The sequence below is a fragment of the Bacillus sp. 0102A genome, assembly GCF_036765155.1.
Taxonomy (GTDB): Bacteria; Bacillota; Bacilli; order Bacillales; family Bacillaceae; genus Bacillus; species Bacillus subtilis_G.
Window position 1 is genome coordinate 310,744 of sequence record NZ_JBAIZW010000006.1, and the last position, 18,790, is coordinate 329,533.

General features: G+C 42.4%; 21 protein-coding genes, 2 tRNA genes, 1 rRNA gene and 1 pseudogene. 6 read left to right on the forward strand and 19 right to left on the reverse strand.

Annotated elements, in window-relative coordinates; all coding sequences use genetic code 11:
- Positions 1–87: 87 nt before the first annotated feature.
- Genes V6D41_RS15575 through V6D41_RS15595 form a run of 5 tightly spaced genes read right to left on the reverse strand, consistent with a single transcriptional unit; the run spans position 88 to position 5,828 of the window.
- Positions 88–909, reverse strand: coding sequence for a carbohydrate ABC transporter permease (locus V6D41_RS15575; protein WP_333518819.1), 822 nt, complete (start codon positions 907–909; stop codon positions 88–90).
- A complete protein-coding gene (locus V6D41_RS15580; protein WP_333518820.1) occupies positions 909–1,772 on the reverse strand; it encodes a carbohydrate ABC transporter permease in 864 nt (287 codons plus the stop codon). Before V6D41_RS15580 ends, V6D41_RS15575 begins: the two co-directional genes overlap by 1 nt.
- Before the next feature lie 12 nt (positions 1,773–1,784).
- The gene (locus V6D41_RS15585) at positions 1,785–3,014 is read right to left on the reverse strand and encodes an ABC transporter substrate-binding protein (protein WP_333518821.1); all 1,230 of its coding nucleotides are present in this window, start codon (positions 3,012–3,014) and stop codon (positions 1,785–1,787) included.
- A gap of 60 nt (positions 3,015–3,074) precedes the next feature.
- Complete coding sequence (locus tag V6D41_RS15590) at positions 3,075–4,766, reverse strand: glycoside hydrolase family 13 protein (protein WP_333518822.1); 1,692 nt, start codon at positions 4,764–4,766, stop codon at positions 3,075–3,077.
- A gap of 57 nt (positions 4,767–4,823) precedes the next feature.
- Positions 4,824–5,828, reverse strand: coding sequence for a LacI family DNA-binding transcriptional regulator (locus V6D41_RS15595; protein ID WP_333518823.1), 1,005 nt, complete (start codon positions 5,826–5,828; stop codon positions 4,824–4,826).
- Positions 5,829–6,273: 445 nt separating this feature from the next.
- Between V6D41_RS15595 and V6D41_RS21555 the strand changes: the two genes are divergently transcribed.
- From V6D41_RS21555 to V6D41_RS21560, 3 genes and pseudogenes are all read left to right on the forward strand, one after another.
- Complete coding sequence (locus tag V6D41_RS21555; RefSeq protein WP_442893073.1) at positions 6,274–6,390, forward strand: Arm DNA-binding domain-containing protein; 117 nt, start codon at positions 6,274–6,276, stop codon at positions 6,388–6,390.
- 72 nt (positions 6,391–6,462) lie between these two features.
- Positions 6,463–6,807: a hypothetical protein gene (locus tag V6D41_RS15600; protein ID WP_442893072.1), complete on the forward strand. Its 345-nt coding sequence runs from the start codon at positions 6,463–6,465 to the stop codon at positions 6,805–6,807.
- Positions 6,788–6,940: pseudogene (locus tag V6D41_RS21560) on the forward strand (site-specific integrase); the annotation flags it as partial. The gene V6D41_RS15600 and the pseudogene V6D41_RS21560, both read left to right, overlap by 20 nt.
- 91 nt (positions 6,941–7,031) lie before the next feature.
- Here the strand turns inward: V6D41_RS21560 and groL are convergent.
- The gene (groL, locus tag V6D41_RS15605) at positions 7,032–8,669 is read right to left on the reverse strand and encodes a chaperonin GroEL (protein ID WP_333518825.1); all 1,638 of its coding nucleotides are present in this window, start codon (positions 8,667–8,669) and stop codon (positions 7,032–7,034) included.
- 46 nt (positions 8,670–8,715) lie between these two features.
- Positions 8,716–9,000 carry a co-chaperone GroES gene (groES, locus tag V6D41_RS15610; protein WP_003155970.1) on the reverse strand — a complete coding sequence of 95 codons (285 nt, stop codon included), beginning with the start codon at positions 8,998–9,000 and terminating at the stop codon, positions 8,716–8,718.
- 237 nt (positions 9,001–9,237) lie between these two features.
- Between groES and V6D41_RS15615 the strand changes: the two genes are divergently transcribed.
- Both V6D41_RS15615 and V6D41_RS15620 read left to right on the forward strand, forming a co-directional pair.
- A complete protein-coding gene (locus tag V6D41_RS15615; RefSeq protein WP_148963458.1) occupies positions 9,238–9,972 on the forward strand; it encodes a CPBP family intramembrane glutamic endopeptidase in 735 nt (244 codons plus the stop codon).
- Positions 9,969–10,160 carry a YdiK family protein gene (locus tag V6D41_RS15620; RefSeq protein ID WP_087991312.1) on the forward strand — a complete coding sequence of 64 codons (192 nt, stop codon included), beginning with the start codon at positions 9,969–9,971 and terminating at the stop codon, positions 10,158–10,160. The genes V6D41_RS15615 and V6D41_RS15620 overlap by 4 nt, the downstream gene beginning before the upstream one ends.
- A 38-nt stretch (positions 10,161–10,198) precedes the next feature.
- Here V6D41_RS15620 and tatC read toward each other — a convergent pair whose 3' ends face one another.
- The 4 genes from tatC to moaC are packed head-to-tail and all read right to left on the reverse strand — an operon-like array spanning position 10,199 to position 12,321.
- Positions 10,199–10,963, reverse strand: coding sequence for a twin-arginine translocase subunit TatC (tatC, locus tag V6D41_RS15625; protein ID WP_333518826.1), 765 nt, complete (start codon positions 10,961–10,963; stop codon positions 10,199–10,201).
- Positions 10,964–10,969: 6 nt separating this feature from the next.
- Positions 10,970–11,143: a sec-independent protein translocase protein TatAY gene (gene tatAY, locus V6D41_RS15630; RefSeq protein ID WP_003234072.1), complete on the reverse strand. Its 174-nt coding sequence runs from the start codon at positions 11,141–11,143 to the stop codon at positions 10,970–10,972.
- A gap of 21 nt (positions 11,144–11,164) precedes the next feature.
- The gene (locus V6D41_RS15635) at positions 11,165–11,812 is read right to left on the reverse strand and encodes a redox-sensing transcriptional repressor Rex (RefSeq protein ID WP_087991310.1); all 648 of its coding nucleotides are present in this window, start codon (positions 11,810–11,812) and stop codon (positions 11,165–11,167) included.
- Positions 11,809–12,321 (reverse strand): cyclic pyranopterin monophosphate synthase MoaC, encoded by a 513-nt coding sequence (moaC, locus tag V6D41_RS15640; RefSeq protein ID WP_333518827.1) that lies wholly within the window; start codon positions 12,319–12,321, stop codon positions 11,809–11,811. Before moaC ends, V6D41_RS15635 begins: the two co-directional genes overlap by 4 nt.
- 125 nt (positions 12,322–12,446) lie before the next feature.
- On the opposite strand from moaC, the gene V6D41_RS15645 reads away from it, so the two are divergent.
- Positions 12,447–14,375, forward strand: coding sequence for an ABC transporter ATP-binding protein (locus V6D41_RS15645; RefSeq protein WP_333518828.1), 1,929 nt, complete (start codon positions 12,447–12,449; stop codon positions 14,373–14,375).
- Between the two features lie 227 nt (positions 14,376–14,602).
- Here the strand turns inward: V6D41_RS15645 and tsaD are convergent, their stop codons facing one another.
- From tsaD to rrf, 8 genes are all read right to left on the reverse strand, one after another.
- Positions 14,603–15,643 carry a tRNA (adenosine(37)-N6)-threonylcarbamoyltransferase complex transferase subunit TsaD gene (gene tsaD, locus V6D41_RS15650; protein ID WP_087991307.1) on the reverse strand — a complete coding sequence of 347 codons (1,041 nt, stop codon included), beginning with the start codon at positions 15,641–15,643 and terminating at the stop codon, positions 14,603–14,605.
- Entirely contained in the window at positions 15,636–16,091 is a 456-nt protein-coding gene (gene rimI, locus V6D41_RS15655) for a ribosomal protein S18-alanine N-acetyltransferase (protein WP_333518829.1), read from the reverse strand. Before rimI ends, tsaD begins: the two co-directional genes overlap by 8 nt.
- Positions 16,092–16,100: 9 nt before the next feature.
- Complete coding sequence (gene tsaB, locus V6D41_RS15660) at positions 16,101–16,790, reverse strand: tRNA (adenosine(37)-N6)-threonylcarbamoyltransferase complex dimerization subunit type 1 TsaB (RefSeq protein ID WP_333518830.1); 690 nt, start codon at positions 16,788–16,790, stop codon at positions 16,101–16,103.
- The gene (gene tsaE / locus V6D41_RS15665; RefSeq protein WP_333518831.1) at positions 16,771–17,247 is read right to left on the reverse strand and encodes a tRNA (adenosine(37)-N6)-threonylcarbamoyltransferase complex ATPase subunit type 1 TsaE; all 477 of its coding nucleotides are present in this window, start codon (positions 17,245–17,247) and stop codon (positions 16,771–16,773) included. Before tsaE ends, tsaB begins: the two co-directional genes overlap by 20 nt.
- 14 nt (positions 17,248–17,261) lie before the next feature.
- A complete protein-coding gene (thiL, locus tag V6D41_RS15670; RefSeq protein WP_333518832.1) occupies positions 17,262–18,239 on the reverse strand; it encodes a thiamine-phosphate kinase in 978 nt (325 codons plus the stop codon).
- Positions 18,240–18,421: 182 nt separating this feature from the next.
- Positions 18,422–18,498 (reverse strand) — tRNA-Asp (locus V6D41_RS15675).
- Positions 18,499–18,559: 61 nt separating this feature from the next.
- Positions 18,560–18,636: transfer RNA gene (locus V6D41_RS15680), tRNA-Met, on the reverse strand.
- Positions 18,637–18,663: 27 nt separating this feature from the next.
- Positions 18,664–18,779 (reverse strand): 5S ribosomal RNA (gene rrf / locus V6D41_RS15685).
- Positions 18,780–18,790 lie beyond the last annotated feature (11 nt).

Sequence of the window (18,790 nt, forward strand, 5' to 3'; positions counted from 1 at the left end):
TTACAGAAGCTCAAATCCATTGAATCTTTCTTTTTTTAAAGCCTCAAGAATTCATGAAAGGTATCGGGCTTTCTATTGAGGATGTCTTTACTTGATGGACCCTTTCATCACTCCACTAATAATCCATTTCTGTGCAATGACATAGACTAAAATCATAGGCGCTAGCGCCATTAAGTAAGAGGCAAAGGCCAAGTTGTAGTTGGTACTAAACTCCGTCTGAAAAATATATTGAACGAGCGGTAGAGTAGCAAAGTCCGGATCGCTTAAAATGACAAGTGGGAGCATAAAATCGTTCCATGCCCACAGACATGTAAGAATCCCGACTGTAGCATTCATTGGGGTCAGCAGTGGGAAAATGACCTTCCAAAATACCTTCCAAGTACTTGCACCGTCCATTATCGCTGCCTCTTCCAGCTCTTTCGGAATCGATTTAATGTATCCCACGTAGATGAAAACATTAAAAGCAAGACCATAGACTACATACAAAAGAATCAATCCAATAGGATTATCGAGATTCCAGATTGCTGTCTGTTTGACAATCGGAAGCATGATGATTGGAAATGGTATAAACATGGCACTGACAAAATAGTAAAATAGGAATTTGTAAAATCGTTTGTGCATATTACGTGCAATCGCATAAGCGACAAGTGAATTGGATAGTAGGGTGAAAAGCACAACGAATACAGTTACCAATGTACTGTTAAACAGGGCACTGAAGAAATTCGTGACCTCGACGGCATCGGCGAAATTCTGAAAGCGCCATTCATTAGGTAAGGAGAGAAGAGATTCGGACATTTCCTCGGGCGTTTTCAAGGCGATCGTAATCGTCAAATAAAGTGGCACCAAAACAAGTAAAGTCCCTAAGATCAAGAGTATCGTGAGGGGCCAGTTTTTCTTTCCTTTTCTCATTACATCTCCACCTCCCGCTTCTGAAGCACACGAATTTGAAAGGCTGAAATTATGACAATGATGATAAAGTAAATGACGGCATTCGCGGATTGATAGGCAAATTCCCCGCCTTCGAACCCACCTTTATAGATTAAGAGGGAAATCGATTCGGTAGTCTGTCCCGGTCCGCCATTGGTAAGGGCTATAATCTGATCAAAAGCCATCAGGAAGTTTTTCATCGCTAAAACCATATTGATTGTGAAAAATGGCGCAATTAATGGGAAAGTGATTTTCAAAAACTTCTTCCAAGCATTTGCCCCGTCTATTTCAGCCGCTTCATACACATCTTCCTGAATTGTTTGTAAACCTGCTAGATACAAAATGGTATTGAAAGCTGTCGCCTGCCAAACCGTCATAATAACAATCCCAATCCAAGCTGTATCCGGGTCGCCTAGTATATTTTTAGCCCATATGTCTAGTCCCATTGCCCCCATGATTTCTGGCAGGAAGTGAGTAAAAATGAAATTGAATATAAACCCGACGATCAGAATGCTTAATATATTCGGTAAAAAGTAAACCGCACGAAGTGTCTTTTGGAATTTGATTTTCGCATTTAAACCAAGTGCTACAGCCAAACTGAAAATATTCACTAAAATGGTAGAAATCACCGCAAATTTAAAAGTGAACCAATAAGAGCTTAATGCACGTTCATCCTGAAAGACGTTCAAGTAGTTGCTTAACCCAACAAAATCCCATCCTCCATACCCTCTCCAATTCGTAAAACTATAAAATATCCCCTGAAGGACTGGATAGGTATGAAAAATAAAAAATATAATTACCGCAGGCATGGCCATCAGTAAAAAAGCACGCTGCCGATTCATCATAATGCTTTCCCCCTAACGGTTTTCGACTTTCTCCCACTCGCGGTCCATTTTCTTCAGAAAGGCTTCTTTGTTCTTTTCAATAAAAAAGGACTGAATCAAGTTTGCCGCCTGCATGCCGCTCGGATAATAGTGATCTGGGAAACTGGTAATCTCGTCATTCGCTATTTTTTCTTGTAGACCACTCAGAATCTCATCCTCTTGTTTCACACCTTTAAATGCGGAGAAGGCGTACTGTTCTTCAATGTAAGACTTCGCATTTTCTTCTTGGGCCAAAAATTCAATAAACTTTCTCGCTTCTTCCGGGTATTCGCTATCCTTCAATGCTGTCAGCATCACATCGATCCCTGACACAAGGTCATTCTTTTCAGGGTCGTTAGTAACGGGCATGGCAAAAGTACCTAATTCGACATCAGGGTTCACTTTCTTCAACTCAGGAATCGCCCAGTTCCCTTGGAAATAAAAGAGCGCCTCTCCATTTGCAAATGCATTGTTTCCATCGTTATACCCATATTGGAAATTGTCATTTAAACCATATTCCATTAGCTGCAGCATTTTGTCCGTCACTTCCTGGTAGTCTTTCTGGAAACTTGCTTCCCCGCTGCTCTTTTTCCCCGCAAAATTATTTGGCTGCAAAACACCCGCCACGGCATTCCAAGGAATCATGCCTGTCCACGCGTCTTTCAGCGTGAAGTAAATCGGTGTGACCCCTTCTTCTTCCGCTGTTTCTAAAGCTTCGATGAATTCATCCCAAGTTTTTGGAACTTGAAGTCCCAACTCATCCATCAGCTCTTTGTTATAAATGACAGCGTTGGCATTTGTAGCATATGGAATGCCATACGTCCCTTCCTTATTACCAGGAACGAGTTGATTGATCATATCCACATAACTTGGCTGAACAATTTCAAGCATTTCTGTACCTGAATAATCTTTCAGCATCCCTGCATCTGCCAGCTCACCATAAAGCGCACTTCCTGCAATAGAGAGAATATCCGGCATATCTTCCTTCACAAGCCTAGTACGGAGAACGGTCTCCGCAGATGGCGGAGCATAAAGTTCTACATTAATATCCGGATGCTGTTGTTCAAATTTTTCTATGAGCTTGTTATAGATACTGATGTTTTCTGGTTTATTGGAAAACAGTTCAAGGTTCACTTCTCCATCGGAAGAGGTACTTTCTCCACACCCCGAGAGTAGGAACGCGCCCAAAAGACAGCTTGCAACGATTTGAATGACTCGTCTCATCATTCTCCACTCCTTCTTTTTGGTAAACGTTTACGTTCAAGGCCAAAAGATACCTGACGACTATTTATCGACACTGATAACCGTAGCCTCATATGGCTCAAGGGTGACTTTAAAAAGCTCTGAGTAGTTTAAAGTACTTTCTTCACGATTGGTCAGAATGATTTCACCACTTTTATCACGAAATTCGCTTAGTTCTGCTTCCTGCTCTTTACCCGTGAAATTACAAAGAATCAGCAGTACTTCCCCCTCATAGGTCCGTGTAAATGCAAAAATCTCTTCACTATTTTCAAGCAACAAGTCAAATTTCCCATGAACAACAATGTTGTTTGATTTACGCAACTGAATCAATTTCTGATAATAATGGAAAACGGAATTAGGATCATCTAAGACTTCTTCTGCGTTGATTGTTTTATAGTTAGGATTGACCCGAAGCCAAGGTGTCCCTGTCGTAAAGCCTCCATGTTCTTCGGATGACCATTGCATAGGCGTCCTTGCATTGTCCCTTCCTTTATGATGGATTCTTTCCATCACATCCTTGATGTCATCTCCGTATTGACCCACCCGCTCCTGGTACATGTTCAATGATTCAATATCTTCATAATCCTCAATCCTATCAAAAGCGACATTCGTCATACCAAGCTCTTCTCCCTGATAGATGTATGGAGTCCCTTTCATTAGATGAAGGCATGTTCCGAGCATCTTTGCCGACTTCTTACGATACTCCTGATCATTCCCAAATCGCGAGACCACTCTTGGCTGATCGTGATTATTCCAATACAAGCTGTTCCATCCCTCTTCTTCCAATTCGTACTGCCATTTGGACAATATTTTTTTCAAGTCGGTAAGTTTCCAGTCGTTGAGCGACCACTTTCCAAGGGGACCTCCTCCATCGACACCCATGTGCTCAAAGTGGAACACCATATTCAACTCATTTCGATTTTGCGCAGTATAACGTTTACCTTCTTCAGGCGTCACTCCCGGCATTTCGCCAACCGTCATAATGTCATACCTCGATAGGACTTTCTGATTCATTTCATGTAAGAACTCGTGGATACGGGGGCCGTTCATAAAATAAGGACTTCCATCCCCATACACTTTTCCTTCCTGGACCTCTCCGTCTGGATAACTAGGGTCCTTGGAAATAAAATTCACGACATCCATACGAAAACCATCAATTCCCTTATCCAGCCACCAAGACATCATGTCGTAAACTTCCGTACGGACTTCTTCATTTTCCCAATTCAAATCAGGCTGCTTCTTCGAGAAGATATGCAGATAATATTCGCCTGACGCTTCATCATATTCCCATGTCGAACCACTGAAAGCCGCTTCCCAATTCGTAGGAGGCTGGCCGTTTTGACCTTCCTTCCATATGTAGTAATCCCTTTTCGGGTTGTCTTTCGATGACTTCGATTCCACAAACCACGGATGCTCGTCAGATGTATGATTAACCACAAGATCCATAACAATTTTCAACCCTTTGTGATGAGCTTCTTCCAGTAAACGATCAAAGTCTTCCATGCTTCCGAATTCATCCATGATGGCTTTATAATTACGGATATCATAGCCGTTATCATCATTGGGAGAATCATAAACAGGCGAAAGCCAAATAACATCCACCCCTAACTCCGCCAAATAATTCAGCTTTTCCGTAATGCCCCGTATATCTCCAATTCCATCTCCATTGCTATCATAAAAACTGCGTGGATAAATTTGATAAACGACACTATCTTTCCACCATTGTTTTGCCATTTTTCATCCTCCTCAATAAATTTCAACGTAAACGCTTACGTAAAAATTTAAAAAAATTTATTTTATTTTTTTCACAGATTCTCGTACTACTAAATGATGGGGCATCACACTAGATTCTACTTGCTTATCATTTTTTATAGTAAGAACCATTTCTATCGCTTTTTCTCCCATTCGCTGGAATGGCTGTGAAATCGTTGTAAGAGGCGGAATAGACATCTCCGAGAGTGTTAAGTTATCATATCCAATGATTGATACATCCTCTGGAATATGTATACCTAGTTTGTAAGCAGCGGCTATTGCTCCTATGGCGATTTCATCACTGGCAGCAAAAATACCTGTTATTTCAGGATGACGTTTTAATAGATGGGGCAGGCTCTTGATTCCATCTTCATAGGTGAAACTGTTTTGTTTTTCAACTAATGATTCAGAATAAGGAAGTCCCGCCTCTAATAGTGCCCGCTTAAAGCCTTCAATTCTCGACCTTCCAGCCAGGAGATCATTCGGGTTCCCTGAGAGCATTCCTATTCGTTCATGACCAGATTCTATAAGATAGTTTGTAGCCGTATAAGCGGCATGAGAGTCATCCACCTTCACATAAGGCAATGGATATTTGTAAGACTGCGTCAATACGAGCACAACGGGAACGCCCATTCGCTGAAATGCCTTATAATATTCCTCATTCACCTCTTCACTCACAAATACCAGTCCATCCACCCGCTTCTCACTTAACAACTGGATGTACTTCAAGGTCTTTTCATGATCTGCTGCTGTATTACACACAATAACACTATAACCTTCCTCATTAGCCTGAGCTTCAATTCCATGTAGGATTTCTGATGATAGAAGACCAGACACGCTAGGGAAAAGCACTCCAATTGTGCCTGAATGACGATTGACAAGCCCTCTGGCAATCGCATTTGGCTGATAGCCAATCTCCTCAATCGCCTGCAAGACCCGCTGTTTTGTTTTTTGTGAAAATCCAGGTTGATTGTTCAGGACTCTGGATACGGTCGCAATCGAAACATTTGCTGCTTTTGCTACATCTTGGATTGTTGGATTCATAATGATTACACCTTACTCCCACTTTACGTAAACGCTTACTTATTTGATATCTTTACTATACCTACTTGATATTTTTTCGTCAAGCGCATTTGTATAACTTTAATGTAAGGAAGCAAAATAGAGGCCCCTGTAGATTGTAAATTACTAATGGCAGCAAGATGGAATAATCTGCAAAGTATTTGATTAAAACCTTCCCTTATTAAATATTTTTGTTCTTGTTTTCTTCATCCACCCCTTTACTCTTTATGCCTCACTTCCCACCCATATGATTAATGAATGTAACTTTGCTAACCCTGAAATTGTTGACCAGTTGTCACGAAAAATTAAGAGTCGAATTGTACCATCTTTTAGATCTCCATTCTTTAATATGAAAAAGGAGGAATAAATATGAATAATTTTCAAAAAAGAGGTAGTAGATGGTACTTTCAAATATATACCGGTATAGATCCATCACCGGGAAAAAGAATTCACATCTAAAGGAGGGTTTAAGACTAAAAAGGAAGCTCCGATGGCTACAGTTGAAGTAGAAAAGGAAGTATATGAAAACAAATATGATCAGTAACAGAATATTACCTTTCAAGAATTTACTGTAGAGTAGATTAACACTTATCGTCAAACCGCTAAAATTAGTTCTGTGAGAAACCGACAGCAAAACTTGGATCACTTAAATAGATTTTTCGGAAATAAAAAAATAAAAGATATCACGCGCAAACAGTATCAAGCCATGCTTGCTTCGCTGCATAATGCAGGCTATGCGTTTAATACTTTGGATGGTATTCATGCAACAGGGAGAATGGTTTTTAGGAAAACTGTGGAATTTAACATAATTAAGGACAGTCCTTGCGGCTTCGCAAAAATTCCACGCAAAGTGGAAACCGTTGAGGAGGTAGAAAGCAGTAAAGGTGAAATTAAATTTATGGAAAAAGAAGAACTTATTCGTTTTCTTAATGCTGCCAAGGAAAGCAGGAGTAGGAGTTAAGGAAATTCAGCAACGATTAGGTCATGGAGACATAAACACAACTATGAATATATACGCGCATATTACTGAAAACATGGAAGAAAAAGCCTCCCAAAAGTTCAGTGAACTTATGAGAGGCTCATTAGATTTATAGTGTTTTCCCCGCCAGGTATGTCAAAAGTATGTCATTTCGACTGTAGGGGTGAAGCAAAACCCTTGATATCAAGGGCCATGGGGGGATGATATTACATCATGCCGCCCATACCGCCCATGCCGCCCATATCAGGCATACCAGCACCGCCGCCAGCATTCTCTTCTGGTTTGTCAGCGACAACAGCTTCAGTTGTTAAGAGCATTGCTGCTACAGAAGCTGCGTTTTGCAGTGCAGAGCGTGTTACTTTCGTTGGGTCAACGATACCTTTGTCGATCATGTTTACCCATTCGCCAGTTGCAGCGTTGAAGCCTACGCCGATTTTTTCGTTTTTCAGTCGCTCAACGATGACAGATCCTTCAAGACCAGCATTGTGTGCGATTTGACGAATTGGCTCTTCAAGCGCGCGAAGCACGATGTTGATACCTGTTTGAGCATCACCTTCAGCTTCAACTGCCGCCACTTTGTTATATACATTTACAAGCGCTGTACCACCGCCGGATACGATGCCTTCTTCAACAGCTGCACGAGTTGAGTTCAGGGCGTCTTCGATGCGAAGTTTACGCTCTTTCAGCTCAGTTTCAGTCGCAGCGCCGACTTTGATGACAGCTACGCCGCCAGCAAGTTTCGCAAGACGCTCTTGTAATTTTTCTCTGTCGAATTCAGAAGTTGTTTCTTCCACTTGAGCGCGGATTTGAGTCACGCGGGCAGAAATTTTGTCTGTTTCGCCAGCGCCTTCAACGATTGTTGTGTTTTCTTTTGTAACCACAACTTTAGAAGCACGTCCCAATTGTGTGATTTGAGTCGATTTCAGGTCAAGGCCAAGATCTTCTGTGATGACTTCTCCGCCAGTAAGGACAGCGATGTCTTCAAGCATTGCTTTACGGCGGTCACCGAAGCCAGGAGCTTTAACAGCCACTGCGTTGAATGTGCCGCGAAGTTTGTTCACAACAAGTGTTGCAAGTGCTTCGCCTTCAACATCCTCAGCGATCAGAAGCAATGGTTTGCCTTGCTGAACAACCTGCTCAAGCACAGGAAGGATTTCTTGGATGTTTGTGATTTTTTTGTCTGTGATTAAGATGTAAGGATTGTCGAGAACCGCTTCCATCTTATCAGAGTCAGTTACCATGTAAGGAGACGCATATCCGCGGTCGAATTGCATACCTTCAACAACTTCAAGCTCAGTTGTGAAGCCTTTAGACTCTTCAATTGTGATAACGCCGTCGTTTCCTACGCGCTCCATTGCTTCAGCGATAAGGCTTCCGACTTCCTCATCAGCGGCAGAGATCGCAGCAACCTGAGCGATAGACTCTTTGCCTTCGATTGGTTTAGAAATTTCTTGTAAGTTTTCGATCGCAACCGCTACAGCTTTTTCCATACCTTTACGCACGCCTACAGGATTAGCGCCTGCTGTTACGTTTTTAAGGCCTTCACGGATCATTGCTTGCGCAAGAACTGTCGCAGTTGTTGTACCGTCACCGGCAACGTCGTTTGTTTTGCTGGCTACTTCAGCAACAAGCTTAGCACCCATGTTTTCAAACGCGTCTTCGAGTTCGATTTCTTTAGCGATTGTTACACCGTCATTCGTGATTAACGGAGAACCGAATTTTTTCTCTAGAACCACGTTGCGTCCTTTTGGTCCTAAAGTTACTTTTACAGCATCAGCAAGTGCATCGACACCGCGAAGCATTGCGCGGCGAGCTTCTTCACTAAACTTAATATCTTTTGCCATGTTTACAAGACCTCCTCGAATTTTTAAGTATTTGTTTATTTAAGAATTAGCCGATAACAGCTAAAATGTCGCTTTCACGTAAGATTAAGTATTCAGTACCTTCGTATTTCACTTCAGTACCTGCGTATTTTGAGAAGATAATGCGGTCGCCCTCTTTTACTTCTAAAGCAACGCGCTCTCCGCTTTCTAACACGCGACCTGAACCAGCTGCTACGATTTTGCCTTCTTGCGGTTTTTCTTTTGCAGAATCCGGCAACACAATTCCGCTGGCAGTTTTTTCTTCAGATTCTACGAGTTCAATGACAACGCGATCACCTAATGGCTTTAACAATGTAATAACCTCCTCAATAGTATGAATATGTAATTTTAGCACTCAACACTAAAGAGTGCTAACACAATTCTTATAATAAAGAATCTCACTTCCAATTTCAAGTGATAAGATAAAAAAATTTTCACGCTTACATGATTCTTTTCAGCACCCTTATCCCTTAGCTTTTTCACCCCCGTTCTGATTATGTTACAATAGCTGTAGAGAACGAAACCCATTTAACAAAGGAGTACATACCATTTGAGAAAACAGTATTGGTTTATTATTTTGACATATATCATTATGCAGTTTTCCTACATAATTGCGATTCCCTTGTTCTTTAGATTCGGTTATGCCGGAGGACAGCCTACCAAGGAAAACATGCTGCACGCACAAGGATTATGGTCCGTCATCAGCTTTATCGCCTGTCTCATTGTCGTTCTGCTTATTCTGAGAACGGTTCCGAAGACAACGCTGCGAAACGGCCGGAAAGACTCCGTCGGGCTTTCTATCCTTTGGGCGATAGCCGGTTTTTTCATTGCCCTCTTCTCTCAAGGAATAGCAGGCTCTATTGAATATTATATATTCGGCATCGGAAGAGAATCAGAAAATACACAAGCCATTCTTAAAGTCATTCAGGCAGTCCCGCTCATGATTATCGTTTCTTCTATCGTCGGGCCTATATTAGAAGAAATCCTCTTCAGAAAAATCATTTTCGGGGCGCTTTACGAAAAAACGAATTTCTTTTTTGCAGGACTGCTCAGCTCGATTATTTTCGGTATTGTTCACGCTGATTTGAAGCATCTTCTTCTTTATACAGCTATGGGCTTTACCTTTGCCTTCTTGTATGCGAGGACAAAACGGATATGGGTGCCGATTTTCGCCCATGTCATGATGAATACATTTGTCGTTATCATGCAGCTTGAACCTGTTCAGAAGTACCTTGAACAGCAGAGCACACAAATGCAATTGATTATTGGAGGATTATTTCTATGAGAAACCCGGTAGTTTGGGGAATGATCTATTTTGCCGTAGGGTGCATCTTTACTTATCTTGCCGCAAGCTCGCCAGGCAGCATGTGGTCATTTTACTCCATCCTGCTGATGGTGTTCGCCGCTTACAACATCAGCATTTCATTTAAGATGTTCGCCTTTTCATTAAAAATCAAAAAGAACCAGAAATAAAGAAAATCCATTTCTCATACGGAGAAATGGATTTTTTATTATTGCCCGGAAGACACGTCCTGGTCGGCAGCGCTGCTTTTCTGCGCTTTCCGATAGGCGGCCTTCGATATAAAAATACTGATTTCATATAAAATCAACAGCGGAACTGTGACCATCATATGAGACAAAAGCTCCGGAGGAGTAATCAGGGCAGCGATCACAAGCAGCGCAAAATACGCATACTTTCTGATTTTCGCTAAGAACATGGGTGTCACAATTCCAAGCCTGGTCAAAAACATGAGAATGACCGGCATTTGGAACAACAGTCCAAACGGAATTGTCAGCTGCAGAAGAAAATGAAAATACTCATTAATTCCGATCACCTGATTGACATTCAAGTCCTGAGAGATTCGCTTCATAAAATCAACAACAAAAGGAAATAAAATATAATACGAAAAAGATAAGCCCGCTAAAAACAACAAAACAGAGATCGGAATGTAACCGAGCGTTACTTTTCGCTCTTTCTCATAGAGGCCTGGACTCACAAAAGCCCAAAGCTGATAAAGAATAACCGGGGAGGTCAGAACAATGCCGATGATAAACGCAAACTGCATAAACACAAAAAGCGGATCTGTCAGGTTAAACGCGTTAAGCGTAAGCTCCTTCGCTTCATCTGTTTTTTGCAGATACACAATAATCGGCTTCGCTAAGAAAAATCCCGCGATGAAAAAAACGACAAACGCCAGCGCCACAACCAGCAATCGTTTTCGAAGCTCAGCAATATGCTCCAGCAGCGACATTTGATTCACTTTCATTCGTGTCACCCTAACCTACTGATCTTCTTTCTTTTTTTCCTCTTCATCACTCGTTAATCCTTTAGTAGCGTTTTTGAATTCACGAAGTGTGTCTCCCGCTGCTTTCCCCAGTTCAGGCAGCTTTTTAGGACCGAAGATAATTAAAGCAACAATTGCGATAACAGCAAGGCTTCCAGGACCGATCGGCATATGTGGGCTCCTCCTTTCCCTCTATTCGATTTCCTCCAAAACTGAATAATGCTTCAAGAAATAAACCAGTGATTGAAGCTCTACAGCTAAATCTATATGATGAATTCGAATGTGTTCCGGCACATTCAAGCGGGCCGGCGTAAAGTTAAGAATACCCTTGATTCCTAACGCGACTAATCTGTCTGTAATAGGCTGAGCAGCAACTGCTGGCACTGTTAGAATGGCAACTGATTCATTTTTTACGTACTGTTCAAGGTCATTAAGGTTATAGACGGGCACGCCGCCTACCTCAGTTCCTATTTTACTCTCATTTATATCAAAAGCCATAGAAATTTTTGTGTTATTATTTTTTGTGAAATTATAGTGAAGAAATGCCGTTCCCAAGTTCCCGACACCAATCAAGATGACGTCTGTCATCTCATCCTGATCAAGCGTTTTGCGGAAAAAAGACAGCAAATAATCCACGTTATATCCATATCCTTTTTTGCCAAGAGCTCCAAAATAGGAAAAATCCCTGCGAATCGTGGCAGAATCAACCTTTACGGCATCACTGAGTTCAGCGGAAGATACACGCTGTTTTCCTGACGCATGCAGATTCTTTAAAAAGCGATAGTAAAGCGGCAGCCTTTTTGCCGTCGCCTGCGGAATTTTTGATTGATCCTTATTCATTTTTGGTCCTCCAAATTATACTCGGATAGTTCTCTTTTAAAGTCACCGTTTTTCCCGCCTGTCTTTTCCAGCAAGAAAGTAGGACCGATGACCATCCCCTTATCAAGGGCCTTGCACATATCGTAAACGGTAAGAGCGCACACCGATGCAGAAGTGAGCGCTTCCATTTCCACACCTGTACTCCCTTTCGTTTTGACCTGTGCTTTTATATGAAGTATAACTTCTTTTTCTTTTATTTTCCAGTCAAACGATATATCTACTCCGCTCAGTGAAAGCGGATGGCACATCGGAATGATATTGGACGTTTGCTTTGCGGCCATAATGCCTGCCACTTGTGCAACAGCGAGTACATCTCCTTTGCCGATATCGTGACTTTGTATTTTCTCGTACACTTCATTCTTCATTTGTACGCTTGAAACAGCCGCCGCAGTACGGACAGTCGAAGATTTTTCGCTTATATCCACCATCTGGGCTCTTCCCTGTTCATTAAAATGAGAAAATCCATTCATATTAAAACTCTCCTTAAAAAGATCATACACTATTTTCTTCTCTATGTCTTATTCGGCCAATGTATTGTTTGCTGACTTCTGATTCATAAGCTACACTTAACTTATTATAGCAGAGGTGAAATAATATGATGATCTTACAAGTTAATCAGCTGTCCAAATCATTTGGTGCTGATACTATTTTAAACAATATAAAGCTGGAAGTCAGAAATCGTGATCGCATCGCCATTGTAGGTAGAAATGGCGCGGGAAAATCCACGTTGCTTAAAATTATCGCAGGCCAGCTATCGTATGAAAAGGGCGAAGTCATTAAACCGAAAGATATTACAATGGGATATCTCGCCCAGCATACGGGCTTGGATTCTAAGCTTACCATAAAAGAAGAGCTGCTGACTGTTTTTGACCACTTAAAAGCAATGGAAAAGGAAATGCGGGCTATGGAAGAAAAAATGGCGGCAGCTGATCCGGATGAATTGGAAAGCATCATGAAAACCTATGACCGGCTTCAGCAGGATTTCAAAGATAAAGGCGGCTATCAATATGAAGCGGATGTCAGATCTGTGCTGCATGGCCTCGGCTTCAGCCATTTTGACGATTCTACACAGGTGCAAAGCCTCAGCGGAGGTCAGAAAACAAGACTGGCCCTAGGTAAGCTTCTGTTAACACAGCCTGATTTGCTCATTCTTGATGAGCCGACAAACCATCTCGATATTGATACACTAACCTGGCTTGAACATTATTTGCAGGGCTATTCAGGCGCCATTCTCATCGTTTCTCATGACCGCTACTTTTTGGACAAAGTGGTAAACCAAGTATACGAGGTATCTAGAGCTGACAGTAAAAAGTATCACGGCAACTACAGCGCTTATCTCGACCAAAAAGCCGTGCAATATGAAAAAGATCTTAAAGTGTATGAAAAGCAGCAGGATGAAATCGCAAAGCTCCAGGACTTCGTAGACCGAAATCTGGCAAGAGCCTCTACCACAAAAAGAGCGCAAAGCCGCCGAAAGCAGCTTGACCGAATGGAAGTCAAGGCAAAACCGCTCGGCGATGAAAAATCCGCAAACTTTCATTTTGATATTACAAAACAAAGCGGAAACGAAGTCCTGCGTGTTCACGATCTCACAATCAGCTATGAAAACCAGCCGCCGCTTTTAAAAGAAGTGTCTTTCATGCTCACAAGAGGAGAAAGCGCCGCGCTTGTCGGCCCAAACGGGATCGGTAAATCGACATTGCTGAAAACATTAATGGACACCCTGAAACCAGATCAAGGAACGATCTCATACGGCTCGAATGTCAGTGTCGGCTACTATGATCAGGAGCAGGCTGAGCTGACTTCCTCCAAACGTGTCCTTGATGAGCTGTGGGATGAGTACCCCGGGCTTCCGGAAAAAGAAATCAGAACTTGTCTCGGGAACTTCTTGTTTTCCGGAGATGATGTATTGAAACCCGTGCATTCACTGAGCGGGGGTGAAAAAGCAAGAGTAGCCCTTGCTAAGCTGATGCTTCAAAAAGCGAATTTTCTCATCCTTGATGAACCAACAAACCATCTGGACTTAGATAGCAAAGAAGTTCTCGAAAACGCGCTGATTGATTATCCAGGCACATTGTTATTTGTCTCACATGACAGATATTTTATTAACAGAATCGCCACAAGAGTGTTGGAGCTATCTTCAAACCATATAGAAGAATATCTGGGCGATTACGATTATTATACGGAGAAAAAAACAGAACAGCTTGAACTGGAGAAAATGAATCAGCAAGAGGAAACAGAAAAAACGCCCGCCATGGTAAAATCTGACTCCAAACGTTCCTACGAAGAAGAAAAAGAATGGAAAAAGAAAGAACGCCAACGGCTCCGGCGGATTGAAGAAATTGAAACCACTGTTCAAACCATTGAAGAAAACATCAGCCGCAATGATGAATTGCTTTGTGACCCGGAAGTCTTTAAAGATCACGAAAAGGTACAAGACATCCATGCAGACAACGAGAAACTCAATCAGGAGCTGGAGATTCTTTTATCCGAATGGGAAGAACTATCCACAGAAGAAGCTTAAAAAAAGTCAAGCACCTCTTTTTAGAGGTGCTTTTTATCCACAGAAAATAACCTTTTAAGTAAACAAAGTAAGCGCTTTATACACACTATCCACAAAATATTCTGAATTTATCCACTTTATTAACAGTGTCATCAGCCCTTTATCCATCTATATCTCCATAATTACTCACAGACATGTGGATAAATTGAGAATTATCTGTTAATAAAAGATAAAAAGCCTCACACCATTTATATCGTGAGACTTTGATAAGAAGTCAATTCAAGGCCAGGCTGACCATTCATATCATATGAACCGCGAATCCCCTTCTCAAAAGCAATGGTACCAGCCGCAGCAATCATCGCAGCATTATCCGTACACAACGCTAACGGAGGAATGACAAGCGCAATCCCTTCATGCTGTGCAAATTCCTTTTCTAGTGCTGCTCTGAGTCCTCTGTTTGCAGCTACTCCACCAGCTAAAAGGACCTGTTTAACACCATATTCCTTTGCCGCACGCGCCGTTTTCGTCACCAAGACATCAATTACGCTATTTTGGAAACTGGCAGACAAATCTTCCGGAGCAATCTCTTGTCCTTTTTGAGACGCATTATGAAGCGTATTGATCACGGCAGACTTCAACCCGCTGAAGCTGAAATTGTAAGAGCCTTCTTCAAGCCATGCCCGAGGAAGCGGAATATTGCCATTCCCTTTTTCAGCAAGCTTATCAATTTGCGGTCCGCCCGGATACGGCAGTCCCATTGTGCGCGCCACCTTATCATAAGCTTCACCCGCTGCATCATCGAGCGTTTCTCCAATGACTTCAAATGATCCGTGTTCCTTCATATAGACCAATTCCGTATGGCCCCCTGAAACGACCAAGGCCAATGCCGGAAACACGATCTCTTCTACAAGACGATTCGCGTATATATGACCGGCTATATGATGGACGCCAATTAACGGAATGTTATGCGCAAAGCTCAATGCTTTAGCAGCGTTCACTCCGATAAGAAGCGCTCCCACAAGTCCCGGACCTTCAGTTACTGCAATCGCGTCAATATCACTATACGTCATGTCAGCTTTACGAAAAGCCTCTTCTATGACCAAAGTAATCTGCTCAACATGATGTCTTGAAGCAATTTCCGGAACAACGCCTCCAAAGCGCTTATGGCTTTCAATTTGAGAGGCCACTACGTTCGAAATGATTTCTTTCCCGTTTTTCACAATTGCTGCCGCCGTTTCATCACAGCTTGTTTCAATTCCTAATACGTAAGTCTCTTTTTGCTCACTCATTTATCGTCACCCACATAATTAACGCATCTTCCCCGTTATCAGTATAATAGTTCTTTCTTATTCCGCCGGGCTGCATCCCGAACTTTTTATATAAGCCTTGAGCAGGATGATTAGAAACCCTCACTTCAAGCGAAAGCCGCCTTGCTTCTTTTTCCTTGCACAGTTCCATCGCTGAGCGAAAAAGCGTTTCTCCTAAAGACTGGCCGCGATACTCCGGTTTGATCGCGATATTCGTAATTTGCGCATCGTCCATCACAATCCAAATCCCGCAATACCCAGCAACATGGCCGTTCTTTTCAATCACGAGATAATGAGCATACGGATTTTCCAGCAGCTCATGATAAAACGAATCCTTCGTCCACGGAGACGTAAAGGAGGATGTTTCGATTTCGTATACGTGATCAATATCATCATGCCGCATGTTTCTGACCGCTGCTTTTGTTTTCATCCTATCACCCTACTTTTGACTTTCAATCCATTTCGCTTCAGCTTCCGCCAGCCGCAAGTATTCCGGGACAAGGCCGTGAACATCAGCTGCTTCTTTTTCCGCCCCTAGAAAACCCAATTCTGAAGGACGCGGGTTATGCTGAGCAGCAGCTCCAATGATCCCTTTTGGTCCAAGCACATCTTCTATCATCTGCTTGTGAAAGGAAGTATCATGACCTAAAAACAAAACAGGGCGTTCTTTTTCTTTTAGCATCTCCAGCCAATCGGCCAGCATCACATTTTGATCAGGAACAACTTGATCCAAAAGCCCGTTTTTGTATTCATACAGACCTGTATACACCTGTCCACGTCTGGCATCAAAGATAGGGCTGATCAGCCCGTCAAAATGCCGTCCATTTGCCGCAAGCGCCTCTAGGCTTGATACAGCAGTAATCGGAATGTGTAAAGACCAGGCAAGTGTTTTGGCGAGCGTCACGCCAATCCTGACTCCTGTGTATGAACCAGGTCCTTTCGCAACCACAATTTTAGAAAGATCCTGCGGTGTCATATCACAATCCTTCAGCAATGAATGAACAGCAGGCATCGCTCTTACAGAGTGGTTCTTTTTCAAATATGTAATGTATTCTGCTATGACGGTGTCTTCTCGAAGCAGCGCAATGCCCAACGTATAATTTGATGTATCAATTGCTAATATTGTCATGTCCACTTATCTCCTCACAAAGCATTTCATACCGATTCCCGTCAGCAGTAAAGGTAATTTCACGCTCATCATCACCAGCTCTTTTGATGACAATTTGCAATCGCTCCTGCGGAAGCTGCTCTTCAATTAAATGTGCCCATTCCACGAGACAGACACCTTGTCCGTGAAAATATTCATCAAGTCCCAAATCTTCACTTTCGTCTTCCATTCTGTACACATCCATATGATAAAGAGGAAGTGTGCCATCGTGATATTCTTTTATAATTGTAAAAGTCGGACTGTTTACAACACGTGTAATGCCAAGTCCTTCTGCAAAGCCTTTTGTAAAAGTCGTTTTTCCGGCTCCTAAATCGCCCTCTAATGTTAGGACGTCTCCCGGTTTAGCAAACGATGCCGTCAGCTTAGCAATTGCTTTTGTTTCTTCAGGATTTACAGTTCTCCACTTTAATTGCTTCACACGAGTCACCCGTCTTATTTAAAATGATTATATCCTTTTTTTTCTATGATCTTTGATGTTTTATCTGTTTTTAGGATCACGTTGGATTTAGTTTTTTCTCTGACATGACCAATCTTTGTAATGGGCAGTTTACGTGTTTCGCACGCTTGCTTCAACACTTCCCATTCCTCCTTTGAAACCGTCCCTGTCAGCTCAAAATCCTCACCGCCAAACAAAGCCCACTCTTTCCAGTTATGATGGAGCTTAGGCAAGTCAGAATGGACTGGTAGCATGCTTTCATCGATTTCAATTGAAACACAGCTGGCTTCCGCAATCTCATTTAATTCACTTGCTAATCCGTCACTAATATCATTTAAAGCTGCCCGCTGAACATTCGAGCATAATCTGCCGATGCTTACTCTCGGCTGAGGCCGTTTATGCTTGTTGATAAAGTAATCCGCTTCAATAGCTGAGTTTTGGGGATCAATCTCTTCTAACAATAAAGAAAGTCCAGCTGCAGAAGAACCGATTTCACCGGTTACAAACACAATATCATTCGGTCTTGCCAAGCTGCGCAAACAAGCCTGTCCCTTTTCAACTTCCCCGATTACAGTGACTGTAACAACTAATTTGTCAGAGGTAGAGACTGTATCGCCGCCAATCAAATCCATATGATATAGTTTCGCCAGTTCATTCATACCTTCATACATCGCCTTAATTTCCGATTCCGTCCATTTTGAAGCTACTGCAAGTGATACCAAATAAAATTTCGGAATGCCTCCCATTGCGGCAATATCACTTATATTAACGGCTAATGCCTTGTACCCGATATCTTTAGGTGAGGAATAGTGTAATTTGAAATGCACGTCTTCTACCATAGTATCAACACAAACAATTTCCTGAACGCCATGTTTCGCAGTGTAGAGCGCTGCATCATCACCAATTCCTACATCAACGGAAGAATGGTGAATGGTCCGCGGAGTAATGCTATGTATCAAATCAAATTCATCCATGAACCAAAACCCCCTTTCAACCTGCTTAAGCCTATATGTACTCTTCCTAGTGTATCGAATTTTGCTGTAATATCCAAGATGTTGCCGATATAAAAGAAAGCTTGGCTATGACACCAAGCAGAAGCTACAGTAAAAGAAAATACAAAAAAAACGAAAACATGATCGTTTCGTTTAATAAAAAATGGCGGTCCGGACGGGACTCGAACCCGCGACCTCCTGCGTGACAGGCAGGCATTCTAACCAACTGAACTACCGGACCATATTTGTATAGGATTATTTGGTTGCACCCTTCGGGCACTCCTTATTTCATCCATATATTTTGGTTGCGGGGGCAGGATTTGAACCTGCGACCTTCGGGTTATGAGCCCGACGAGCTACCGAACTGCTCCACCCCGCGATGATAATAATTTAATTTAAGATACAAGCTTGGCGGCGTCCTACTCTCACAGGGGGAACCCCCCGACTACCATCGGCGCTGAAGAGCTTAACTTCCGTGTTCGGTATGGGAACGGGTGTGACCTCTTCGCTATCGCCACCAAACAAATTGAGAG